Annotated in this window: 1 protein-coding gene and 2 pseudogenes; all 3 read right to left on the bottom strand. The window is 74.0% G+C overall.

Annotation, left to right across the window (positions count from 1 at the left end; genetic code table 11):
- Positions 1–12: 12 nt before the first annotated feature.
- Positions 13–5,544 carry a non-ribosomal peptide synthetase/MFS transporter gene (locus ABTY15_RS31095; protein ID WP_350602489.1) on the bottom strand — a complete coding sequence of 1,844 codons (5,532 nt, stop codon included), beginning with the start codon at positions 5,542–5,544 and terminating at the stop codon, positions 13–15.
- A 141-nt stretch (positions 5,545–5,685) separates the two neighbouring features.
- Positions 5,686–15,135, bottom strand: a pseudogene (locus tag ABTY15_RS31090) (non-ribosomal peptide synthetase); the annotation flags it as partial.
- A 74-nt stretch (positions 15,136–15,209) separates the two neighbouring features.
- Positions 15,210–20,270 (bottom strand): annotated as a pseudogene (locus ABTY15_RS31085) (amino acid adenylation domain-containing protein); the annotation flags it as partial.
- Between the last annotated feature and the right edge of the window lie 57 nt (positions 20,271–20,327).

The following is a 20,327-nucleotide window of genomic DNA, read 5'->3' as shown; positions in this document are numbered from 1 at the left end:
ACTGTGGGCGGGTCAGGACTTGCGCTGGACCTCGGCGAGGCCGACGACGTCGTCGGGCAGTGCGTCCTGGACCTCGGTGTCGAACTTCGCGACCGGCCGGACCAGGCTCACGGCGGCGACCAGCGCCACCACCGCCAGGCCGCACACCAGGTACAGCAGGCCGATGCCGCGCCCCGGGCCCGTCCCGATCAGCGCGCCGACACTGCCGGCCAGCGCGCCGTCCGGGGCGACCAGCGGCGCCAGCAGCTGCGTCCCGTACGGGGCGAGCAGGCCGAAGCCGATCGGCACGGTGGCGCCGGCGATCATGGTGTTGATGGCGAAGACCCGGCCCTGGTAGCGCTGGGGCACCTTGACCTGGACGATCGTGCTGATGACGGCGTTCACCAGGGAGACGCCGAAGATCATTCCGAAGGCGCCGACGCCCACCAGCCAGACGTTCGGCCGCAGACCGGCGATCAGCACCGAAACGCCCAGCACCAGCGCGGCGACCCGGACACCGTCCATCCGGCGTCGCGCCGGACCGCCCCACAGGCTCATCAGCAGACCGCCGCAGATCGCGCCGGCCCCGGCCGCCACGGACACCCCGGCGACCGAGGAGAGCGTCGAGAAGGACAGCACCAGCGGGGCGAGCATCACGAACAGCGGCGAGATGAACAGGTTGAGCGCCGCGAAGAACACCAGCATGCTGCGGAAGTTGCGGTTGCCCAGCGAGAACCGGAAGCCGTTCGCGATCTCCGAGGCCATCGACTCCCGGCGGGTGAAGGCCAGCGCCGCCGGGAAGCGGACCAGCAGGACCACCGCCGCCGCGAAGGCGTAGCTCAGCACGTCGAACACCAGGATCCCGCGCAGCCCGATCCCCGCGAGCACCGCCACCGCCACCAGCGGCACCAGGAACTGGGCCACACCGGTGGCCAGTTGGACCACGCCGGCGGCGTGCCCGAGGTAGCGCTTGGGCGCCAGCTGGGGCACCGCGGAGGCGTAGGCCAGCCGTTGGAACACCACCGCCACCGACAGCAGCGCGACCAGGACGTAGATGTGCCAGACCTGGAGCGCGTCGGCCAGGACGAGCGCGAGCATCACCGCCTGGATGCCGCCGGACACCAGGTCGCCGGCGATCATCACCCGGCGCCGGTCGCAGCGGTCGACCACCGCGCCGGCCAGCGGCGCCACGAACACGCCGGGCGCCACCGCGAGCAGGGCCATCAGGCCGAACCGGGCGAGCGAGCCGGTGTTCAGGAAGATCCAGACCGGGAGCGCGAACTCGGTCAGCGCGGAGCCGGCCATCGAGACCAGCTGGCCCGCGGCGACCGTCAGGAACCGGCCCATGCTGGGCTCCGGCGCGGCCTTGGGCGCGGCCGGGGCCGCGGCCTCCTCCGCCGGGGCGGCGCTGCGCTCCCGGTGTGCCTGGAGCCACCAGGTGGCGCCGTCCGGCCGGTTGGCGGGCGTCAGCTCCGCCGTCCGGCCGTCCAGCACGGACCGGTGGACGGTCGTCACGATCTCGGCCAGCTCCGCCGGACGGTACTTCGGGAAGAAGTGCCCGGCCTCGGTCAGCACCACCAGCGAGGTCCGGTCGCTGAGGAAGCCCCACTCGGTGTAGCGCTCCTGCGAGAACTCGGTGGTCGGGTCCTGCTCGCCGATCACCGAGATCACCGGCGCGTCGAGCTTCAGCGCCCCGCCCGCCAGCACCTCGGTGAAGTAGTCCTCGGCCATCCGGCCGTCGTTGCGCATCGCCTGGACCATGAAGCGCACCTGCTCCTCGTCCAGGCCGGCGACGTCCGCGCCCAGGCCCTGAAGCGCGGTCGCGTGCACCCGGTCGCTGCGCAGCCGGTCCAGCGCGGCGAACCGGCTGAGCGGCCCGAGGATCCGGCCGGTGGGCCGGGCGAACGGGAAGACCCCGCCCAGGTACAGCGCCTCGATGTCCCGGCCGGCGGCCTTCAGCCGCTGCGAGACGGCCACCGCCAGCGCGCTGCCCGGGCCGCAGTGCCCGTACAGCACCAGCGGTCCCTTGACCCGCGCCAGGATCTCCGCCACGCAGAGGTCGGCGGTCTCATCCAGCGGCAGCAGCTCCTCGATCACCCCGACCTCGTGGCCGGGCACGGCCACCGAGTAGAGCGAGTAGCCCTCCGGCAGGGCGTCGGCCAGCGGCTGGTAGACCACCGCGTCCGCGCCGCCCTGCGGCATGCAGACGTAGCTGGCGATCCGGCGGTCGTCGGCGACCGGCGGGGTCAGCTCCTGGAGCAGCTGGCGGGCCTGCGGCTCGGTCGCCGCGCTGCGCTCGGCCAGCAGGTCGGCCAGCTTGGCGACGGTCGGGTGCTGGAAGAGGTCCACCACCCGGATCTGGTAGTCGGAGCCGGCCAGCGCCCGGCGGGTGCGCGCGACCACCTGGGTGGCGAGCAGCGAGTGGCCGCCGAGGCTGAAGAAGTCGTCGTGGATGCCGACCCGGTCCAGGTCCAGCACCTCCGCCCAGATGCCCGCGAGGGTGCGGTGCATCTCGGTGACGGGCTCCTGGTAGCCGGTCGTCTGCTCCGGCCGCTCGGCGTCCGGGTCGGGCAGCGCCTTGCGGTCCACCTTGCCGTGCGCCTGGAGCGGGAAGCGGTCGTACCAGGCGAACCGGGCCGGGACCATGTACTCCGGCAGCCGGTCCAGCAGGTGGGTGCGCAGCTCGGCGGCGGACGCCTCGTGGGCGCCGTCGGTCTTCTCCAGGTACGCCACCAGGCGTTCCTGGCCGTCCGAGCCGCGCAGGTCCACCAGGGCCTGGCCGACGCCGGGGAAGTCGGTCAGCGCCGCCTCGATCTCGGCCAGCTCGACCCGGTAGCCGCGGATCTTCACCTGGTGGTCGCGGCGGCCGCGGAACTCCAGGGTGCCGTCCGGCAGCCAGCGCACCAGGTCACCGGTGCGGTAGAGCCGACCGCCGGTGCCGAACGGGTCGGCGACGAAGCGCTCGGCGGTCAGGCCGGGCTTGCCCAGGTAGCCGCGGGCGTGGGTGCGCCCGCCGACGTACAGCTCGCCGACCGCGCCCGGGGCCACCGGCCGCAGCCGGTCGTCCAGCACGTACAGCCGGACGTTGGGCAGCGGACGGCCGATCGGGGCGCTCGCACCGGTGGCCGGGTCGTCCGCGTGGATCCGGTGCACGGTCACGGCGGCCACCGTCTCGGTGGGGCCGTAGCTGTTGACCACGGCGCAGCGGCCCAGCGCGGCCAGCTCGCGGGCCCAGGCCGCCGGGGAGGCCTCGCCGGCGAGGACCAGCGCGCGGCGCGGCAGCAGGCTGCCGAGCTCCACCTCGGCGGCCAGCGAGGCCAGGTGGGAGGGCGTCATCTTCAGGTAGTCGAGGCCGATCCGCTCCACCGCCTCGGCGAGTTCGAGGCCCGAGCTGCGGCGCGGCAGCAGGTGCAGGCAGCCGCCGGTGGCCAGCGGCAGGTAGAGCATCAGCATGCTGAAGTCGAACGACAGCGACTGCAACAGGCCGTAGTGGGCGCCCGGTTCGGCGCCCAGCACGGTGCCGATCGACTCCAGGTAGTCGACGATCTCGCGGTGCTCGACGCCGACGCCCTTGGGGCGGCCGGTGGTGCCCGAGGTGTAGATGACGTAGGCCAGCGCCCGCGGCTCGGTGGAGGTGTGGGCGGCGTCGTCCTCGGCGGCGATGCTCGCGCGCTCGGTGTCCAGCTCGACCACGATCCCGTCGAAGCCGGGCATCTTCGCCCGGTGCGCGGCATCGGTGACCAGCAGGGCGGCGCCCGAGTCGGCCAGCACGTACTCCAGGCGGTCGCGCGGCTGCTCGGGGTCGACCGGCAGGTACGCCCCGCCGGCCTTCAGCACGCCCAGCACGACGGTCGCCAGCTCCAGCGACTGCTCCAGGCAGATCGCGACCCGGGTGTCCGGGCCGACGCCGAGGCGGCGCAGCCGGTTGGCGACCTGGTTGGCCCGGCGGTCGAGCTCCCGGTGGGTCAGCGTCTCGCCGCCGAAGGCCAGCGCGGGCGCGTCCGGGGTGCGGGCCGCCTGCGCGGCGACCAGCCCGTCCAGGGTGGCGTGCTCGGGCTCCCGGCTCTCCGTGCCCGCCCAGGCGCCGAGCAGCCGCTCGCGCTCGCCGGGGAAGAGCACCGGCAGGTCGGCCAGCCGGACGTCCGGGTCCTCGGCCGCCGCCTTCAGCATCAGCTCCATCCCGGCGGCCAGCCGCTCGACGGTGGCCGGGAGGAAGAGGTCGGTGCGGTAGGTGAAGCAGCCGGCCAGCCCGTCCGGCGTCTCGCTCATGTAGAGCGCCAGGTCGAACTGGGTGTACGTGACCTCGGAGGCGAACGGCTCGATCCGCAGCCCGCCCGCCGACAGCACGCCGTCGCCGTCCGTCGCCGCCGGATCGGCCAGGTTGTTCAGCGCGAAGGTGGCCTGGAACAGCGCGGAGCGGCTCGGGTCGCGCTCGACCTTCAGCTCCTTGACCAGCTGGTCGAACGGGGCCTCCTGGTGCGCGAAGGCGTCCAGGGCGGTCTCCCTGGTCCGGGCCAGGAACCCGCCGAAGGTCAGCTCGTCGTCGAGCCGGGCCCGCAGGGTCAGCATGTTGACGAAGGAGCCGACCAGCCCCTCCAGCTCCTTGTGCGGGCGGCCCGCGACCGGTGAGCCGACCGCGAAGTCCTGCTGGCCGCAGGAACGGCCCAGCAGCGCCTGGAAGCCCGCCAGCAGGGTCATGTAGAGGGTGGTGCCGTGGCGGCGGGACAGCGCGTTGACCGCCGAGGCCGTCTCGCGGTCCCAGCTGAACAGGTGCATCGCGCCGTCGAAGCGCTGCTCCACCGGGCGGGGGTGGTCCGAGGGCAGTTCGAGGTGCGGCAGGTCCGCCAGCTGCTCCCGCCAGTAGTCCAGGTCCGGGCGCAGCGCCGGGCCGGCCAGCCGCGTGCGCTCCCAGAGCGCGAAGTCGCCGTACTGGACGGGCAGTTCCGCGAGCTTCGGGGCGGTCCCGGCGTGCCGGGCGGCGTACAGCGCGAACAGCTCGCGCTCCAGGATGCCGATCGACTGGCCGTCGCTGATGATGTGGTGCATCGCGAACAGCAGGACGTGGTCGTCCGCGCCCAGGCGCACCAGCAGCGGACGGAACAGGCGCTCGGCCCCCAGGTCGAAGCCGCGGGCGACCTCGGTGGTCACCAGCGCGGCGGCGCGCTCCTCCCGGTCGTCCGCCGCGGTGTCGCTCAGGTCGACGACCGGCAGCTCCACCGGGGCTGGCGCGTCGATCAGCAGCTCCGGCTGCCCGTCCGGGCTGGTCGGGAAGCGCATCCGCAGGCTCTCGTGCCGCTCCGCCAGCGCGGCCAGCGACTCCGCCAGCAGCGCCACGTCGAGGGCGCCGTGCAGGCGCCGGACGAAGGTCACGGCGTAGGCGGCCGTCCCGGGGGCGAACTGCTCCATGAACCAGAGCCGTTCCTGCCCGCTGGACAGCGGGACGACGGCGTCCGCCGCCCGCACCGGCACCGTGCTCGCGGCCTTCGCGCGGCCGCGCAGCCGCTGCGCCAGCACGGCGCGCTTGTCCTCGGACAGCGCCGCTGCCCGCTCCGACACGTCAGTCATTCGTGCACACCTCCCACGGTGCCGCCTGCTTGGGTTGTTGGGCCTGCTGGGCCGGTCGGTCCATGTCTTCTCTCGTCAGGTGGGGTGGCCGCCCGTCCCGGGGGCGGCGGGGAGTGCCGGGGGCGGGGGTGCCGGGGGCCGTCACGCGGGCCCGTCGCCGAGCAGGTCGCGCGCCTCGTCGTCGGACAGCTCCTCCAGGTCGGCGATCAGCAAGGCCTCGACGGCGTCGGCCAGTCGGGCCAGCACGGGGTGGGTGAACAGGGTGCGGACCGGGACCTCCAGGTCGATCGCGTCGCGCAGCCGGGAGACCACCTTCATGGCCAGCAGCGAGTTCCCGCCGATCGCGAAGAAGTCGTCGTGCGCGCCGACCCGTTCGAGCCCCAGCACCTCGCACCACACCTCGGCGACCAGCACCTCGGCGTCGGAACGTGGCTCGACGTACCCGGCCTCGTCGCCGGGCTGGGTCTCCGGGGCGGGCAGGGCCTTGCGGTCCACCTTCCCGTTGACGTTCAGCGGCAGCGCGTCCAGGAGGACGAAGGCCGAGGGGACCATGTAGTCCGGCAGGGTGGCGGCCAGGTCGGTGCGCAGCCGCCGGGGGTCCGGGGTGGTTCCGGCGGCCGGCACCAGGTAGCCGACGAGTCGTTTGTCCCCGGGGCGGTCCTCGCGGGCGATGACGGCGGCCTGGGCGATCTCCGGGAGGGCGGTGAGGGCGGCGGCGATCTCGCCCGGTTCGATCCGGAAGCCGCGGATCTTGACCTGTTCGTCGGCGCGTCCGACGAACTCGATGGCGCCGTCCTCGCGCCACCGGACGACGTCGCCGGTGCGGTACATCCGGCTGCCCGCCGGGCCGTACGGGTCGGCGACGAAACGTTCCGCCGTACGGGCCGGCTGGTTGACGTAGCCGCGGGCCAGGCCCACCCCGGCCAGGTACAGCTCACCGGGCACGCCCGGCGGGACCAGGCCCAGGCGTTCGTCCAGGACGTACGCCCGCAGGTTGTCCATCGGCGCGCCGATCGGGACGGTGCGGCGGTCCAGGTCGGCGGGCTCGACGCGGTGGCGCAGGGCGAAGGTGGTGGTCTCGGTTGGCCCGTAGACGTGGATCACGGTGGTGTCGGGCGCCTGACCGAGGACGCCGCGCATCGCGGGCGTGGAGACCGCCTCGCCGCCGGTCCAGACCTCGCGCACGGCGGCGAGCGCGTCCGGCGCCTCCTCGGCCAGCAGGTTGAACAGGGCGGTGGTGAGGAAGGTCGCGGTGACCCGGTGGCGGGTGATGGCGTCGCGGAAGGCGCGCGGGTCGAGGTCGCCGGGCGGGGCGACGACGATGCTGCCGCCGGAGAGCAGCGGCGTCCACAGCTCGTAGGTGGAGGCGTCGAAGCTGTGGGCGGCGTGCATCAGGACGCGCCCGTGGGCGTCCCGCCAGCTGCGGTCGAGGGCGAGGGCGGCGACGTCGGTGTGGGTGATGCCGATGCCCTTGGGGGTGCCGGTGGAGCCGGAGGTGTACATCACGTAGGCGAGTTGCTCCGGGTGGACGGCCACCTGGGGGTCGCTGTTGTCCGGGCCGGTCAGTTCGGCGACGGTCGCCGTGGGGACGCCCGCCGGGGCGGGGTGGGTGTGGTCGGTGACCAGGAGGGCGGGCCTGGTGTCGTCGAGGATCGCCTGGATCCGGGCCTGGGGGGCGCGGACGTCGAGGGGGACGTAGACGCCGCCGGTCTTGGTGATGGCGAGCAGGGCGACGACGAGGTCCAGCGAGCGCTCGTGCAGGACCGCGACGGGGGTCTCGGCCGTCACGCCACGGCTGAGCAACTGGTGGGCGAGGCGGTTGGCCCGGCCGTTCAGTTCGGCGTAGCTGAGCTGCTGGTCGCCGAAGACGACGGCGACGGCCTCGGGCGTCTTGGCCGCCTGGACGGCGAACAGCTCGGGCAGCGACCTGGTGGGGAGCTCGTGGGCGGTGTCGTTCCACTCGGACAGCACCGTGACCCGCTCGTCGGCGCTCAGGACGTCCACCGCGCCGATGGCCGTGTCCGGGTCGGCGGCCAGTGCGCGCAGGACCAAGTGGAGCCGCTGGACGATGAGTTCGGCGGTGGTTGGGTCGAACAGGTCGAGTGCGTACTCCAGTTGGGCGGCGATGCCGGCCGGGGCGCCGCCCGGGCCGAACTCCTCGCGCAGCGTGAAGGAGAGGTCGAACTTGGCGGTGTCGGTGCGGACTTCGCCTGCGGCGGCGTGCAGACCGGGCAGCTCGAACGCGCCCTCGTCGGTGTTCTGGAAGGCGACGGCGGTCTGGAACAGCGGGTGCCGGGCCGCCGACCGGACCGGGTTGACCGCCTCGACCAGCTGGTCGAAGGGCAGGTCCTGATGGGCGTAGCCGTCCAGGTCGACGGCGCGGATCCGGTCGATCAGTTCGCGGAAGGTGGGGTTGCCGCTGGTGTCGGCGCGCAGCACGAGGGTGTTGACGAAGAACCCGGCCATGGCGTCGAGGGCTTCGTCGGTGCGGCCGGCGACCACGGCGCCCAGTGGGATGTCGGTGCCGGCGCCGAGGCGGGTGAGCAGGGTGGCGATCGCCGCCTGGACAACCATGAACGGGGTGGACCGGGTGTCGCGGGCGGTGGCGAGCAGGGCGGCGTGCAGCTCGGCGTCCACGGTCAGCGGGACGCTGCCGCCCCGGTGGGTCGGGGCGGCCGGGCGGGGGCGGTCGGTCGGTAGGTCGAGCTCCTCGGGGAGGCCGGTCAAGGCCTGCTGCCAGTAGGCGAGTTGCTGAGCTGCCCGGCTGGTGGGGTCGGTGGGGTCGCCGAGCAGGTCGTGCTGCCAGAGGGTGTAGTCGGCGTACTGGACCGGCAACGGCTCCCAGTCGGGGGCGCGGCCGTCGAGGCGGGCGGCATAGGCAGTGCCGAGGTCGTGGCTGAGCGGGGCCATGGACCAGCCGTCGCCGGCGATGTGGTGGATCAGCAGCAGCAGCGTGTGGGCATCCTCGGCGGTGCTGAACAGTGCGGCCCGGATGGGGAGTTCGCTGGTCAGCGCGAAGGCGTGCGCGGCGGCCCGGCTCAGCGCGGCGTCGAGCTCGGCGGCCGGCACCGAGGTGGCCGTGAACGGCACCTCGACCTCGGCCGGGTCCAGCACGTGCTGGTAGGGCTGCCCGTCGGCCTCGGGGAAGACGGTCCGCAGCGCCTCGTGGCGGGCGACGACGTCGGTGACGGCGGCGCGCAGCGCGTCCTGGTCGAGGGCGCCGGTGAGGCGCAGCACGAGGGGCATGTTGTAGGTGGCGGAGGGGCCTTCCATCCGGCCGAGGAACCAGAGGCGGCTCTGGGCAGCGGAGAGCGGGAGGCGGTCCGGTCGGGGGCCGGCGGCGGTGAGCTGCGGGCGGGCGCTGCCCGCGTCCTCGATGCAGGCCACCAGCGCGGCGACCGTCGGGTGGGTGAAGAGCTCGCGGATGCCGATCTCGGCGCCGAGCAGGGTGCGGGTGCGGCTGATCAGGCGGGTGGCGAGCAGCGAGTGGCCGCCGAGGTCGAAGAAGTTGTCGTCGATCGAGACCTGGTCGGCTCCCAGCACCTCGGCGAACAGGCCGCAGAGGATCTCCTCGCGCGGGGTGCGCGGTGCCCGGCCCTCGCCGCTGCCGCTCTCGGGCGCGGGCAGGGCCTTGCGGTCCAGCTTCCCGTTCGCGGTCACCGGGAGCGTGTCCAGGAGGACGAAGGCCGAGGGGACCATGTAGTCCGGCAGGGTGGCGGCGAGCGCGGCGCGCAGTCGGCCCGCGTCGAGGGCGGCGCCGGCGGCCGGCACCACGTAGGCGACCAGCCGCTTGTCCCCGGGCCGGTCCTCGCGGGCGATCACGGCGACCTGGGCGATGCCGGCCAGCGCCGCCAACGCCGCCTCGACCTCGCCGAGTTCGATCCGGAAGCCGCGGATCTTCACCTGCTCGTCCACCCGCCCGACGAAGTCGAGCAGCCCGGACGCCGCCCACCGGACCACGTCGCCGGTGCGGTACATCCGGCTGCCCGCCGGGCCGTACGGGTCGGCGACGAAACGTTCCGCCGTCAGGGCCGGCTGGTTGACGTAGCCGCGCGCGAGCCCGGTGCCGGCCAGGTACAGATCACCCGGCACACCCGGCGGGACCAGGCCCAGCCGCTCGTCCAGGACGTACGCCCGCATGTTCTCCATCGGCGCGCCCATCGGGACGGTGCGGCCGACCTGGTGCGGCGGGAAGAGGACGTGCTCGGTGGCGAACAGGGTGGTCTCGGTCGGGCCGTAGGTGGGCCGGACGGCGGTGTCGGGGCAGGTGTTGAGGACCCTCTGGACGCCGGTGACGGAGATGACGTCGCCACCGGTCAGGACCTCGCGCAGGTGGGCGAAGGTCTCCGGCTTCTCCTCGGCGATGACCCGGAACAGCCCGGCGGTGAGCAGCACGCTGGTGAGGTCGTTCTCCTCGATCAGGCGCTGGAGCACGTGGGTGTCGAGGTCGCCGGGCGGGGCGACGACGATCCGGCCGCCGGAGAGCAGCGGGGCCCACAGCTCGTACGTCGACGCGTCGAAGGCGACCGGCGCGTGCAGCAGGATCCGGTGGGGCTGCTCGAAGCTGTGCAGGCTGCGGTCGAGGGCGAGGGCGGCGACGTCGGCGTGGGTGATGCCGATGCCCTTGGGGGTGCCGGTGGAGCCGGAGGTGTACATCACGTAGGCGAGCTGGTCCGGGTGGATGACCACCTGGGGGTCGCTGCTGTCGTTGTCGCCGTCTTCGGCCTCGGTGACGTCCATCGTGCGGATGCCCGCCGGGGCGGGGTGGCTGCCGTCCGTGAGCAGCAGGGCGGGCTCGGTGTCGTCGAGGATCGCCCGGATCCGGGCTTCGGGGGCGCGGACGTCGAGGGGGACGTAGACGCCGCCGGTCTTGGTGATGGCGAGCAGGGCGACGACGAGGTCGAGCGAGCGCTCCTGGAGCACGGCGACGGGGGTTTCGGTGCCGACCCCGTGGCGCAGCAGCCGGTGGGCGAGGCGGTTGGCGCGCCGGTTGAGTTCGGCGTAGCCGAGCTGCTGCGCGCCGAACGCGACGGCGACGGCCTCGGGGGTCCGGGCGGCCTGGGCGCTGAACAGCTCGGGCAGACTGCCGCCGGGGAGTTCGCGGGCGGTGTCGTTCCACTCGACGAGCAGGCGGTGGCGTTCCTCGGCGGAGACGATGTCCACCGCGCCGATGGCCGAGTCGGGGTCGGCGGCCATCGCGTGCAGGATCACCTGGAGCCGCTGGACGATGAGTTCGGCGGTGGCGGGGTCGAACAGGTCGAGGGCGTACTCCAGTTCGCCGCCGATCCCGGCTGCCGCGCCCTCGGCGGTGTGCTCCTCGCGCAGGGTGAAGGAGAGGTCGAACTTGGCGGTGTCGGTGCGGACTTCACCCGGGGTGAGGTGCAGGCCGGGGAGGTCGAACGCGCCCTCGGTGGTGTTCTGGAAGGCGACGGCGGTCTGGAAGAGCGGGTGCCGGGCGGCGGTGCGGGCCGGGTTGAGCGCCTCGACGAGCTGGTCGAAGGGGAGGTCCTGGTGGGCGTAGGCGTCCAGGTCGACGGCGCGGATGCGGTCGATGAGCTGGCGGAAGGTGGGGTTGCCTGAGGTGTCGGCGCGCAGCACGAGGGTGTTGACGAAGAAGCCGGCCATGGCGTCGAGGGCTTCGTCGGTGCGGCCGGCGACCACGGCGCCGAGCGGGATGTCGGTGCCGGCGCCGAGGCGGGTGAGCAGGGTGGCGATCGCCGCCTGGACGACCATGAAGGTCGTGGCGCCGGTGCTCTGCGCGAGCCGCCCCAGCTGTCCCTGGAGCTCCGGGTCGATCCGGAACGCGGCGTTTGCGCCCCGGTGGGTCGGGGCGGCCGGGCGGGGGCGGTCGGTGGGGAGGTCGAGTTCCTCGGGGATGCCGGTCAAGGCCTGCTGCCAGTAGGCGAGTTGCTGAGCGGCTCGGCTGGTGGGGTCGGCGGGGTCGCCGAGCAGGTCGTGCTGCCAGAGGGTGTAGTCGGCGTACTGGACGGGCAGCGGCTCCCAGGCGGGGGCGTGACCCCCGAGCCGGGCGGCGTAGGCGGTGCCGAGGTCGTGGCTGAGCGGGGCCATGGACCAGCCGTCGCCGGCGATGTGGTGGATCAGCAGCAGCAGCGTGTGGGTGTCCTCGGCGGCGGTGCTGAACAGCGTGGCCCGCAGCGGGAGTTCGGTGGTGAGGTCGAAGGCGTGCGCGGCGGCCTGGGCCAGCCGCTCGTCCAGCTCGGCGGCGCTCACCGCGACGGCGTCGAACGGCACCGTGACCTCGTCAACGGCGAGGATCCGCTGGTAGGGCTGCTCGTCGAGCTCGGGGAAGACCGTCCGCAGCGCCTCGTGCCGCCCGACCACGTCGGTGACGGCGGCGCGCAGCGCGTCCTGGTCGAGCGTGCCGGTCAGCCGCAGCACGAGCGGCATGTTGTAGGTGGCGGAGGGGCCTTCCATCCGGCCGAGGAACCAGAGGCGGCTCTGGGCAGCGGAGAGCGGGAGGCGGTCCGGTCGGGGGGTGACGGCGGTGAGCTGCGGGCGGGCGCTGCCCGCGTCCTCGATGCAGGCCACCAGCGCGGCGACCGTCGGGTGGGTGAAGAGTTCGCGGATGCCGATCTCGGCGCCGAGCAGCGCCCGGATGCGGCTGATCAGCCGGGTGGCGAGCAGCGAGTGGCCGCCGAGGTCGAAGAAGCTGTCGTCGATCGATATCTGCTCGACGCCGAGCACCTCGGCGAACAGCCCGCAGAGGATCTCCTCGCGCGGGTTGCGCGGCGCCCGGCCCCCGCCGCTGCCGCCCTCAGGGGCGGGCAGCGCGGCCCGGTCCAGCTTCCCGTTGGCGTTCAGCGGCAGTGCGTCGAGGACGACGAAGGCCGTCGGCACCAGGTAGTCCGGCAGGGTGGTCGCGAGCGCGGCGCGCAGCCGACCGGTGTCCAGGGCGGCGCCGGCGGCCGGCACCACGTACGCGACGAGCCGCTTGTCCCCGGGCCGGTCCTCGCGGGCGATGACGGCGGCCTGGGCGATCTCCGGCAGCGCGGTGAGGGCGGCGGCGACCTCGCCCGGTTCGATCCGGAAGCCGCGGATCTTCACCTGCTCGTCGGCGCGTCCGACGAACTCGACCGCGCCGTCCTCGCGCCGGCGGACCACGTCGCCGGTGCGGTACATCCGGCTGCCCGCCGGGCCGTAGGGGTCCGCGACGAAACGTTCCGCCGTGAGCCCGGGCCGGTTCAGGTACCCGCGGGCCAGACCCACCCCGGCCACGTACAGCTCACCGGGCACGCCCGGCGGGACCAGGCCCAGCCGCTCGTCCAGGACGTACGCCCGCATGGTGTCCAGCGGCGCGCCGATGGGCACGGTGTGCCGGTCCAGGTCGGCCGGACCGACGCGGTGGGTCAGCGCGAAGGTGGTGGTCTCGGTGGGGCCGTAGCCGTTCACGACCGAGGTTCCCGAGGCCTTGGCCAGCACGGCGCGGATGGCGGGGGCGGACGCCGCCTCGCCGCCGGTCCAGACCTCGCGCATCGCGGCGAGCGCGTCCGGCGCGTCCTCGGCCAGCAGGCTGAACAGCGTCGCGGTGAAGAACGCGCCGGTGACCTGGTAGCGGGTGATGGTGTCGCGGTACGCGCGGGTGTCGAGGTCGCCGGGCGGGGCGACGACGATGCTGCCGCCGGAGAGCAGCGGCGTCCACAGCTCGTACGTCGCCGCGTCGAAGCTGTGGGCGGCGTGCATCAGGACGCGCCCGTGGGCGTCGCCCCAGCAGCCGTCGAGGGCGAGGGCGGCGACGTCGGTGTGGGTGATGCCGATGCCCTTGGGGGTGCCGGTGGAGCCGGAGGTGTACATCACGTAGGCGAGCTGCTCCGGGTGGATGACCACCTGGGGGTCGCTGTTGTCGTTGTCGCCGTTGTCGTTGGCGCCGTCTTCGAGCTCGGTGACGTCCATCGTGGGGACGCCCGCCGGGGCGGGGTGGCTGCCGTCCGTGAGCAGCAGCGCGGGCTCGGTGTCGTCGAGGATCGCCCGGATCCGGGCCTCGGGGGAGCGGACGTCCAACGGGACGTACACCCCACCGGTCTTGGTGATCGCCAGCAGGCTGACCACGAGGTCGAGCGAGCGCTCCTGGAGGACGGCGACGGGGGTCTCGGCCGTCACGCCACGGCTGAGCAGCTGGTGGGCGAGGCGGTTGGCGCGCCGGTTGAGTTCGGCGTAGCCGAGCTGCTGCTCGCCGAAGACGACGGCGACGGCCTCGGGCGTCCGGGCGGCCTGGGCGGCGAACAGCTCGGGCAGCGAGCCGGTGGGGGCCTCGCCGGTGGCGCCGTTCCACTCGACGAGCAGGCGGTGGCGTTCCTCGGCGGAGACGATGTCCACCGCGCCGATCGCGGTGTCCGGGTCGGCGGCCATCGCGTGCAGGAGCACCTGGAGTCGCTGGAGGATGAGTTCGGCGGTGGCGGGGTCGAACAGGTCGAGCGCGTACTCCAGTTCGCCACCGATCCCGGCCGCCGCGCCCTCGGCGGTGAACTCCTCGCGCAGGGTGAAGGACAGGTCGAACTTGGCCGTCCCCCGGCTGACCTCGTCCACCGCGACGTCGAGGCCGCGCAGCTCGAAGAGGTCGTCGCCGGTGTTCTGGAACACCAGGGCGGTCTGGAACAGCGGCTGCCGGCCCGCCGCGCGGGCCGGGTTGAGGGCTTCGACGAGGTGGTCGAAGGGCAGGTCCTGGTGGGCGTAGGCGTCCAGGTCCACGGTGCGGACGCGGTCGATGAGCTCGCGGAAGGTGGGGTCGCCGGAGGTGTCGGCGCGCAGCACGACGGTGTTGACGAAGAAGCCGACCAGGTCCTCCAGCGCCTCGTCCATGCGCCCGGCCAGGAAGGAGCCGAGCGGGATGTCGGTGCCGGCGCCGAGGCGGGTCAGCAGGGTGGCGATGGCGGCCTGGGCGACCATGAAGGTGGTGGCGCCGGAGGAGCGCGCGAGTCGGCCCAGCCCCTCCTGCACGGCCGCGTCGACGCGGAACGCCGCGTGCCCGCCCCGGTGGGTGGGGGCGGCCGGGCGCGGACGGTCGACGGGGAGGTCGAGCTCCTCGGGGAGGCCCGCCAACGCCTCGCGCCAGTAGGTGAGTTGCCGGCCGGCGCGGCTGCCCGGGTCGTCGGCCCGGCCGAGCAGATCCTGCTGCCAGAAGGTGTAGTCGGCGTACTGGACGGGCAGCGGCTCCCAGCTGGGGGCGTGGCCGTCGAGCCGGGCGGCGTAGGCGGTGCCGAGGTCGCGTCCCAGCGGGGCCATGGACCAGCCGTCACCGGCGATGTGGTGGATCAGCAGCAGCAGCGCATGGGTGTCCTCGGCCGCGCTGAACAGCGTGGCCCGCAGCGGGAGTTCGGCCGTCAGGTCGAAGGCGTATCCGGCGGCCAGCTCCAGTCGCTGGTCCAGCTCGGCGGCGCTCACCGCGACGGCGTCGAACGGCACCTGGACCTCGGCCGGGTCCAGGATCCGCTGGTAGGGCTCGCCGTCGGCCGCGGGGAAGACCGTCCGCAGCGCCTCGTGCCGCCCGACCACGTCGGTGATCGCGGCGTGCAGCGCGGCCACGTCCAGCGCGCCGGTCAGCCGCAGCACCAGCGGCATGTTGTAGGTCGCGGAGGGCCCTTCCGCCTGGCCCAGGAACCACAGGCGGCGCTGAGCGTACGAAAGCGGAATCATGATGTCTCCCCTTGCCTGGACCTCGGCCGAAGGGCCGGCCTGGCCGGTTCCGAACGGTCGAGCCATTCCGACTGACCGGCGACGGTCGGGGCCCGGAAGAGGCCCCCGATCTCAAGTTCCACGCCCAGGACCGTGCGGACCCGGCTGATCAGCCGGGTGGCCAGCAGTGAGTGCCCGCCGAGGTCGAAGAAGCTGTCGTCGATCGATACCTGCTCGACGCCGAGCACCTCGGCGAACAGCCCGCAGAGGATCTCCTCGCGCGGGGTGCGCGGCGCCCGGCCCCCGCCGGTGCCGGCCTCCGGTGCCGGTAGGGCGGCCCGGTCGAGCTTCCCGTTGGCGGTCAGCGGCAGTGCGTCGAGGAGGACGAACGCCGCCGGGACCATGTAGTCGGGCAGCAGGCCGCCGAGGTGGCCGCGCAGCGCGGCGCCGTCCGGCGCGGGCCTGCCCGCGGCCGGGACGAGGTAGGCCACCAGCCGCTTGTCGCCGGGGGTGTCCTCGCGGACCACGACGGCGACCTGGGCGACGGTCGGGAGGGCCGCGACGGCGGCCTCGATCTCGCCGAGTTCGATCCGGAAGCCGCGGATCTTCACCTGGTGGTCGGTGCGACCGAGGTATTCGAGGGTGCCGTCCCGGTGCCGCCGGGCGAGGTCGCCGGTGCGGTACATCCGGCTGCCGGGCGGGCCGTAGGGGTCGGCGACGAAACGTTCCGCCGTGAGCCCGGGCCGGTTCAGGTACCCGCGGGCCAGGCCGGCGCCGGACACGTACAGCTCGCCGGACACGCCGGTCGGCGCCGGGCGCAGGTACCGGTCGAGGACGTGGATCCGCAGGTCGGGGATGGCCTCGCCGATGACGCTGCCCCGCCCGGCGGCCGCCGTGGGACGGTCCAGCGCGATGTGGCTGACGTGCACCGTGGTCTCGGTGATGCCGTACATGTTGACCAGCACCGGGCGGTCGTCGCGGTGCCGCGCGTACCAGTCCTCCAGCCGCCACAGGTCGAGCGCCTCGCCGCCGAACACCACCGTCCGCAGGCTGAGCCGGTCCCCGACCGCCGGGTGCTCCCGGTCGGCCTGCATGAGCTGGTAGAACGCCGAGGGCGTCTGGTTGAGCACGGTGACCCGCTCGTCCGCGAGCAGTCGGAGGAACCGCTCGGGCGAGCGGCTCACCGCGTGCGGGACGACGACGAGGCGCCCGCCGTGCAGCAGCGGGCCCCAGATCTCCCACACCGAGAAGTCGAAGGCGTAGGAGTGGAACAGCGTCCACACGTCGTCGGCGGCGAAGCCGAACCACGGCGCGGTCGCGGAGAAGAGCCGGACCACGTTCCGGTGCGGCACCACGACGCCCTTGGGCCGCCCGGTCGAGCCGGAGGTGTAGATGACGTAGGCCGGGGCGTCCGGGGACAGCGCGGCGGGCCGGTCGGCGTCGGTCGGGTCGGTGTCCGGCTGGGCGCTCAGCTGGTCGACGGCCTCGGGCGCGTCGATCACCAGCCGGGGCGTGTCCGCCAGCGGCCCGGACAGCAGCGGGGCGGCCAGCTGCCGGACGGCCTCGGCGCTGGTCAGCAGCAGGGCGGGGCGGGCGTCCTCGACCGTGTAGGCCAGCCGGTCGGCCGGGTAGGCCGGGTCCAGCGGGACGTACGCCGCCCCCGCCTTCAGGACGGCCAGCAGCGCGACCACCATCTCCGGCGACCTCGGCAGTGCCAGCGCGACGAACCGCTCCGGACCGGCGCCCTCGGCGAGCAGCAGCCGGGCGAGGCGGTTGGCCGCGCGGTTCAGCTCGGCGTAGCTGAGCCGGCGGTCGCCGAGCACGACGGCGGTGGCGTCGGGGGTGCGGGCCGCCTGCGCCTCGAACAGCTCCGGCAGGGTCGCCACACCGGCCTCCGGGGCCGCGGCGGCGGGCCGGGCCGACCGGTGGCGGGCCCGCTCCGCGGCGTGCTCCTCGGGAGTGAGGACGTCCACCGCGCCGATCGCCGTGTCGGGGTCGGCGGCCAGGGCACGGAGGACCAACGGCAGGCGCCGGGCGATGAGTTCGGCGGTGGCGGGGTCGAACAGGTCGAGGGCGTACTCCAGTCGCCCGACGATGCCCGCCGGGGTGCCGTCCGCGTCGAAGACCTCCTCCAGGGCGAACCAGAGGTCGAACTTGGCCGTGCCGCCGCCGAGTTCGTCCACCGTGACGTCGAGGCCGGGCAACTCGTAGACGTCGGCCGCGGTGTTCTGGAACACCAGGGCGGTCTGGAAGAGCGGCTGCCGACCGGCGGCGCGGGTGGGGTTTATCGCCTCGACGAGCTGGTCGAAGGGGAGGTCCTGGTGGGCGTAGGCGTCCAGGTCGACGGCGCGGATGCGGTCGATGAGCTGGCGGAAGGTGGGGTTGCCGCTGGTGTCGGCGCGCAGCACGACGGTGTTGACGAAGAAGCCGACCAGCTCGTCCAGGGCCTCGTCGGTGCGGCCGGCCAGGAAGGAGCCGAGCGGGATGTCGGTGCCGGCGCCGAGGCGGGTGAGCAGGGTGGCGACGGCAGCCTGGACGACCATGAACGGGGTGGACCGGGTGTCGCGGGCGGTGGCGAGCAGGGCGGCGTGCAGCTCGGCGTCCACGGTCAGCGGGACGCTGCCGCCCCGGTGGGTCGGGGCGGCCGGGCGGGGGCGGTCGGTGGGGAGGTCGAGCTCCTCGGGGATGCCCGCCAAGGCCTGCTGCCAGTAGGCGAGTTGCTGAGCTGAGCGGCTGGTGGGGTCGGTCGGGTCGCCGAGGAGGTGGTGCTGCCAGAGGGTGTAGTCGGCGTACTGGACGGGCAGCGGCTCCCAGCCGGGGATACGGCCGTCGAGCCGTGCGGCGTAGGCGGCACCGAGGTCGCGACCCAGGGGCGCCATGGACCAGCCGTCGCCGGCGATGTGGTGGACCAGCAGCAGCAGCAGCGTGTGGGTGTCCTCGGCGGCGGTGCTGAACAGCGTGGCCCGCAGCGGGAGTTCGGCCGTAAGGTCGAAGGCGTACCCAGCGGCCTGCGCCAGCCGCTGGTCCAGCTCGGCGGCGCTCACCGCGACGGCGTCGAACGGCACCCGGGCGTCGGCCGCGTCCAGGATCCGCTGGTAGGGCTGCCCGCCGGCCGCGGGGAAGACCGTCCGCAGCGCCTCGTGCCGCTCGACCACGTCGGTGACGGCGGCGCGCAGCGCGGCCACGTCCACCGCGCCGGTCAGCCGCAGCACCAGCGGCAGGTTGTAGGTCGCCGAGGGCCCCTCCACCTGACCGAGGAACCAGAGCCGCCGCTGGGCGGGGGACAGCGGCAGGCGGTCTTGCCGTACGGAGACGGTGAGTCGGGGCCGGAGCTCGCCGGTGGGCTCGATCCGGGTGGCGAGCGCGGCGACCGTCGGGTGGGCGAACAGCTCGCGGATGCCGATCTCGGCGCCGAGCAGGGCGCGGATGCGGCTGATCAGCTTGGTGGCGAGCAGTGAGTGCCCGCCGAGGTCGAAGAAGCCGTCGTCGATCGAGACCCGGTCCGCTCCGAGCACCTCGGCGAACAGCCCGCACAGCACCTCCTCGCGCGGGGTGCGCGGCGGGCGTCCGTCGCCCTCGCCGGTACCGGCCGTCGGGGCGGGCAGGGCGGCCCGGTTCAGCTTTCCGTTGGCGGTCAGCGGCAGCGCGTCGAGGAGGACGAAGGCCGAGGGGATCAGATGGGCCGGCAGGGTGGTCGCGAGCGCGGTGCGCAGCTGCCGGGCCTCGATCCCGCTGCCGGGCGCGGCGACGAGGTAGGCGACGAGCCGCCGGTCGCCGGGCCGGTCCTCGCGGGCGATGACGGCGGCCTGGGCGACCTCCGGGAGGGCGGTGAGGGCGGCCTCGACCTCGCCCGGTTCGATCCGGAAGCCGCGGATCTTCACCTGCTCGTCGGCGCGTCCGACGAACTCGATGGCGCCGTCCTCGCGCCACCGGACGACGTCGCCGGTGCGGTACATCCGGCTGCCCGCCGGGCCGTACGGGTCCGCGACGAAACGTTCCGCCGTGAGCCCGGGCCGGTTCAGGTACCCGCGGGCCAGCCCCACCCCGGCCACGTACAGCTCACCGGGCACGCCCGGATCCACCGGCCGGAGCCGGTCGTCGAGCACGTACGCCCGCATCCGGGAGATGGCCCGGCCGATGGGCGGCACCACCGCGCCGGACAGCGGCTCGCTCATGGTGGCGCAGACCGTGGTCTCCGTCGGCCCGTACGCGTTGATCATGCGGCGCCCGGGGGACCAGGCGCCGACCAGGTGGGCCGGGCAGGCCTCGCCGGCGACCACCAGGGTGGCCCCGGGCGGCAGTCCCGCGTCGGGGCTCATGACCCCCAGGACGGCGGGCGGCAGGGTGACGTGGGTGATCCGCTCCTCGACGAGCAGGGCGGACAGCTCGGGGCCCGGCAGCAGGCGGTCGGCCGGGGCCAGGACCAGGGTCGCCCCGGACAGCAGGGCCATGCAGAGCTCGGACACCGCCGCGTCGAAGCTGGGGGAGGCGAACTGCAGCACCCGCGAAGCGGAACTGACGGCGAATCGGTCGATCTGGGCGCCGGCGAGGTTGGCGATCCCGGCGTGCGTGACGATCACGCCCTTGGGCGTTCCGGTCGATCCGGAGGTGTAGATCAGGTACGCCGGATTTTCGATCCGCGACAGCGGGGTGCCGTCCGCCGCCCGGGGGTTGTCGTCGGGGCTCGCGGCGATAGCGCGGCCGAGCTGCGGATCGTCGAGGAGCAGTGCGGGCCGCCCCAGGGCGCGCAGAACAGCGTCGCACGTCGACGAACTGATCACGCGTGCGGGAGCGGCGTCGGCGAGCATGAATGCGATGCGCTCGGCGGGGTACTCGGGATCGATCGGAAGAAACGCCGCTCCGGCCTTGAGCACGGCCAGCTGGGCGACCACCAGATCGACCGAGCGGGGCAGCAGCAGGGCGACGATCTGTTCCGGGCCGACGCCCGCGGCCCGGAGCCGGTGGGCCAGTCGGTTGGCCCGGCGGTTGAGATCGGCGTAGTCGACCGCCTGCCCCTCGAACACCACGGCGATTTCCGGGCCGGAGCGTTCGGCCTGGGCCTGGAAGAGCTCGGGGAGGGTTGCCTGCGGCAGTTCGGTGCCGTTCCGTGAATTCACGATGTCCCCCCGTACCAGGATTGTCGCACCGGTTTC

The sequence above is a fragment of the Kitasatospora sp. NPDC097643 genome, from assembly GCF_040302625.1.
In the GTDB taxonomy this organism is placed as follows: domain Bacteria; phylum Actinomycetota; class Actinomycetes; order Streptomycetales; family Streptomycetaceae; genus Kitasatospora.
The sequence above is the reverse complement of the archived record's forward strand: the minus strand, read 5'-3'. Positions and strand labels throughout refer to the sequence as shown.

Bases quoted from the DNA above. Each gene is read 5' to 3' on its own strand.
- ABTY15_RS31095 (WP_350602489.1), bottom strand. From the start codon at position 5,544: ATGACTGACGTGTCGGAGCGGGCAGCGGCGCTGTCCGAGGACAAGCGC.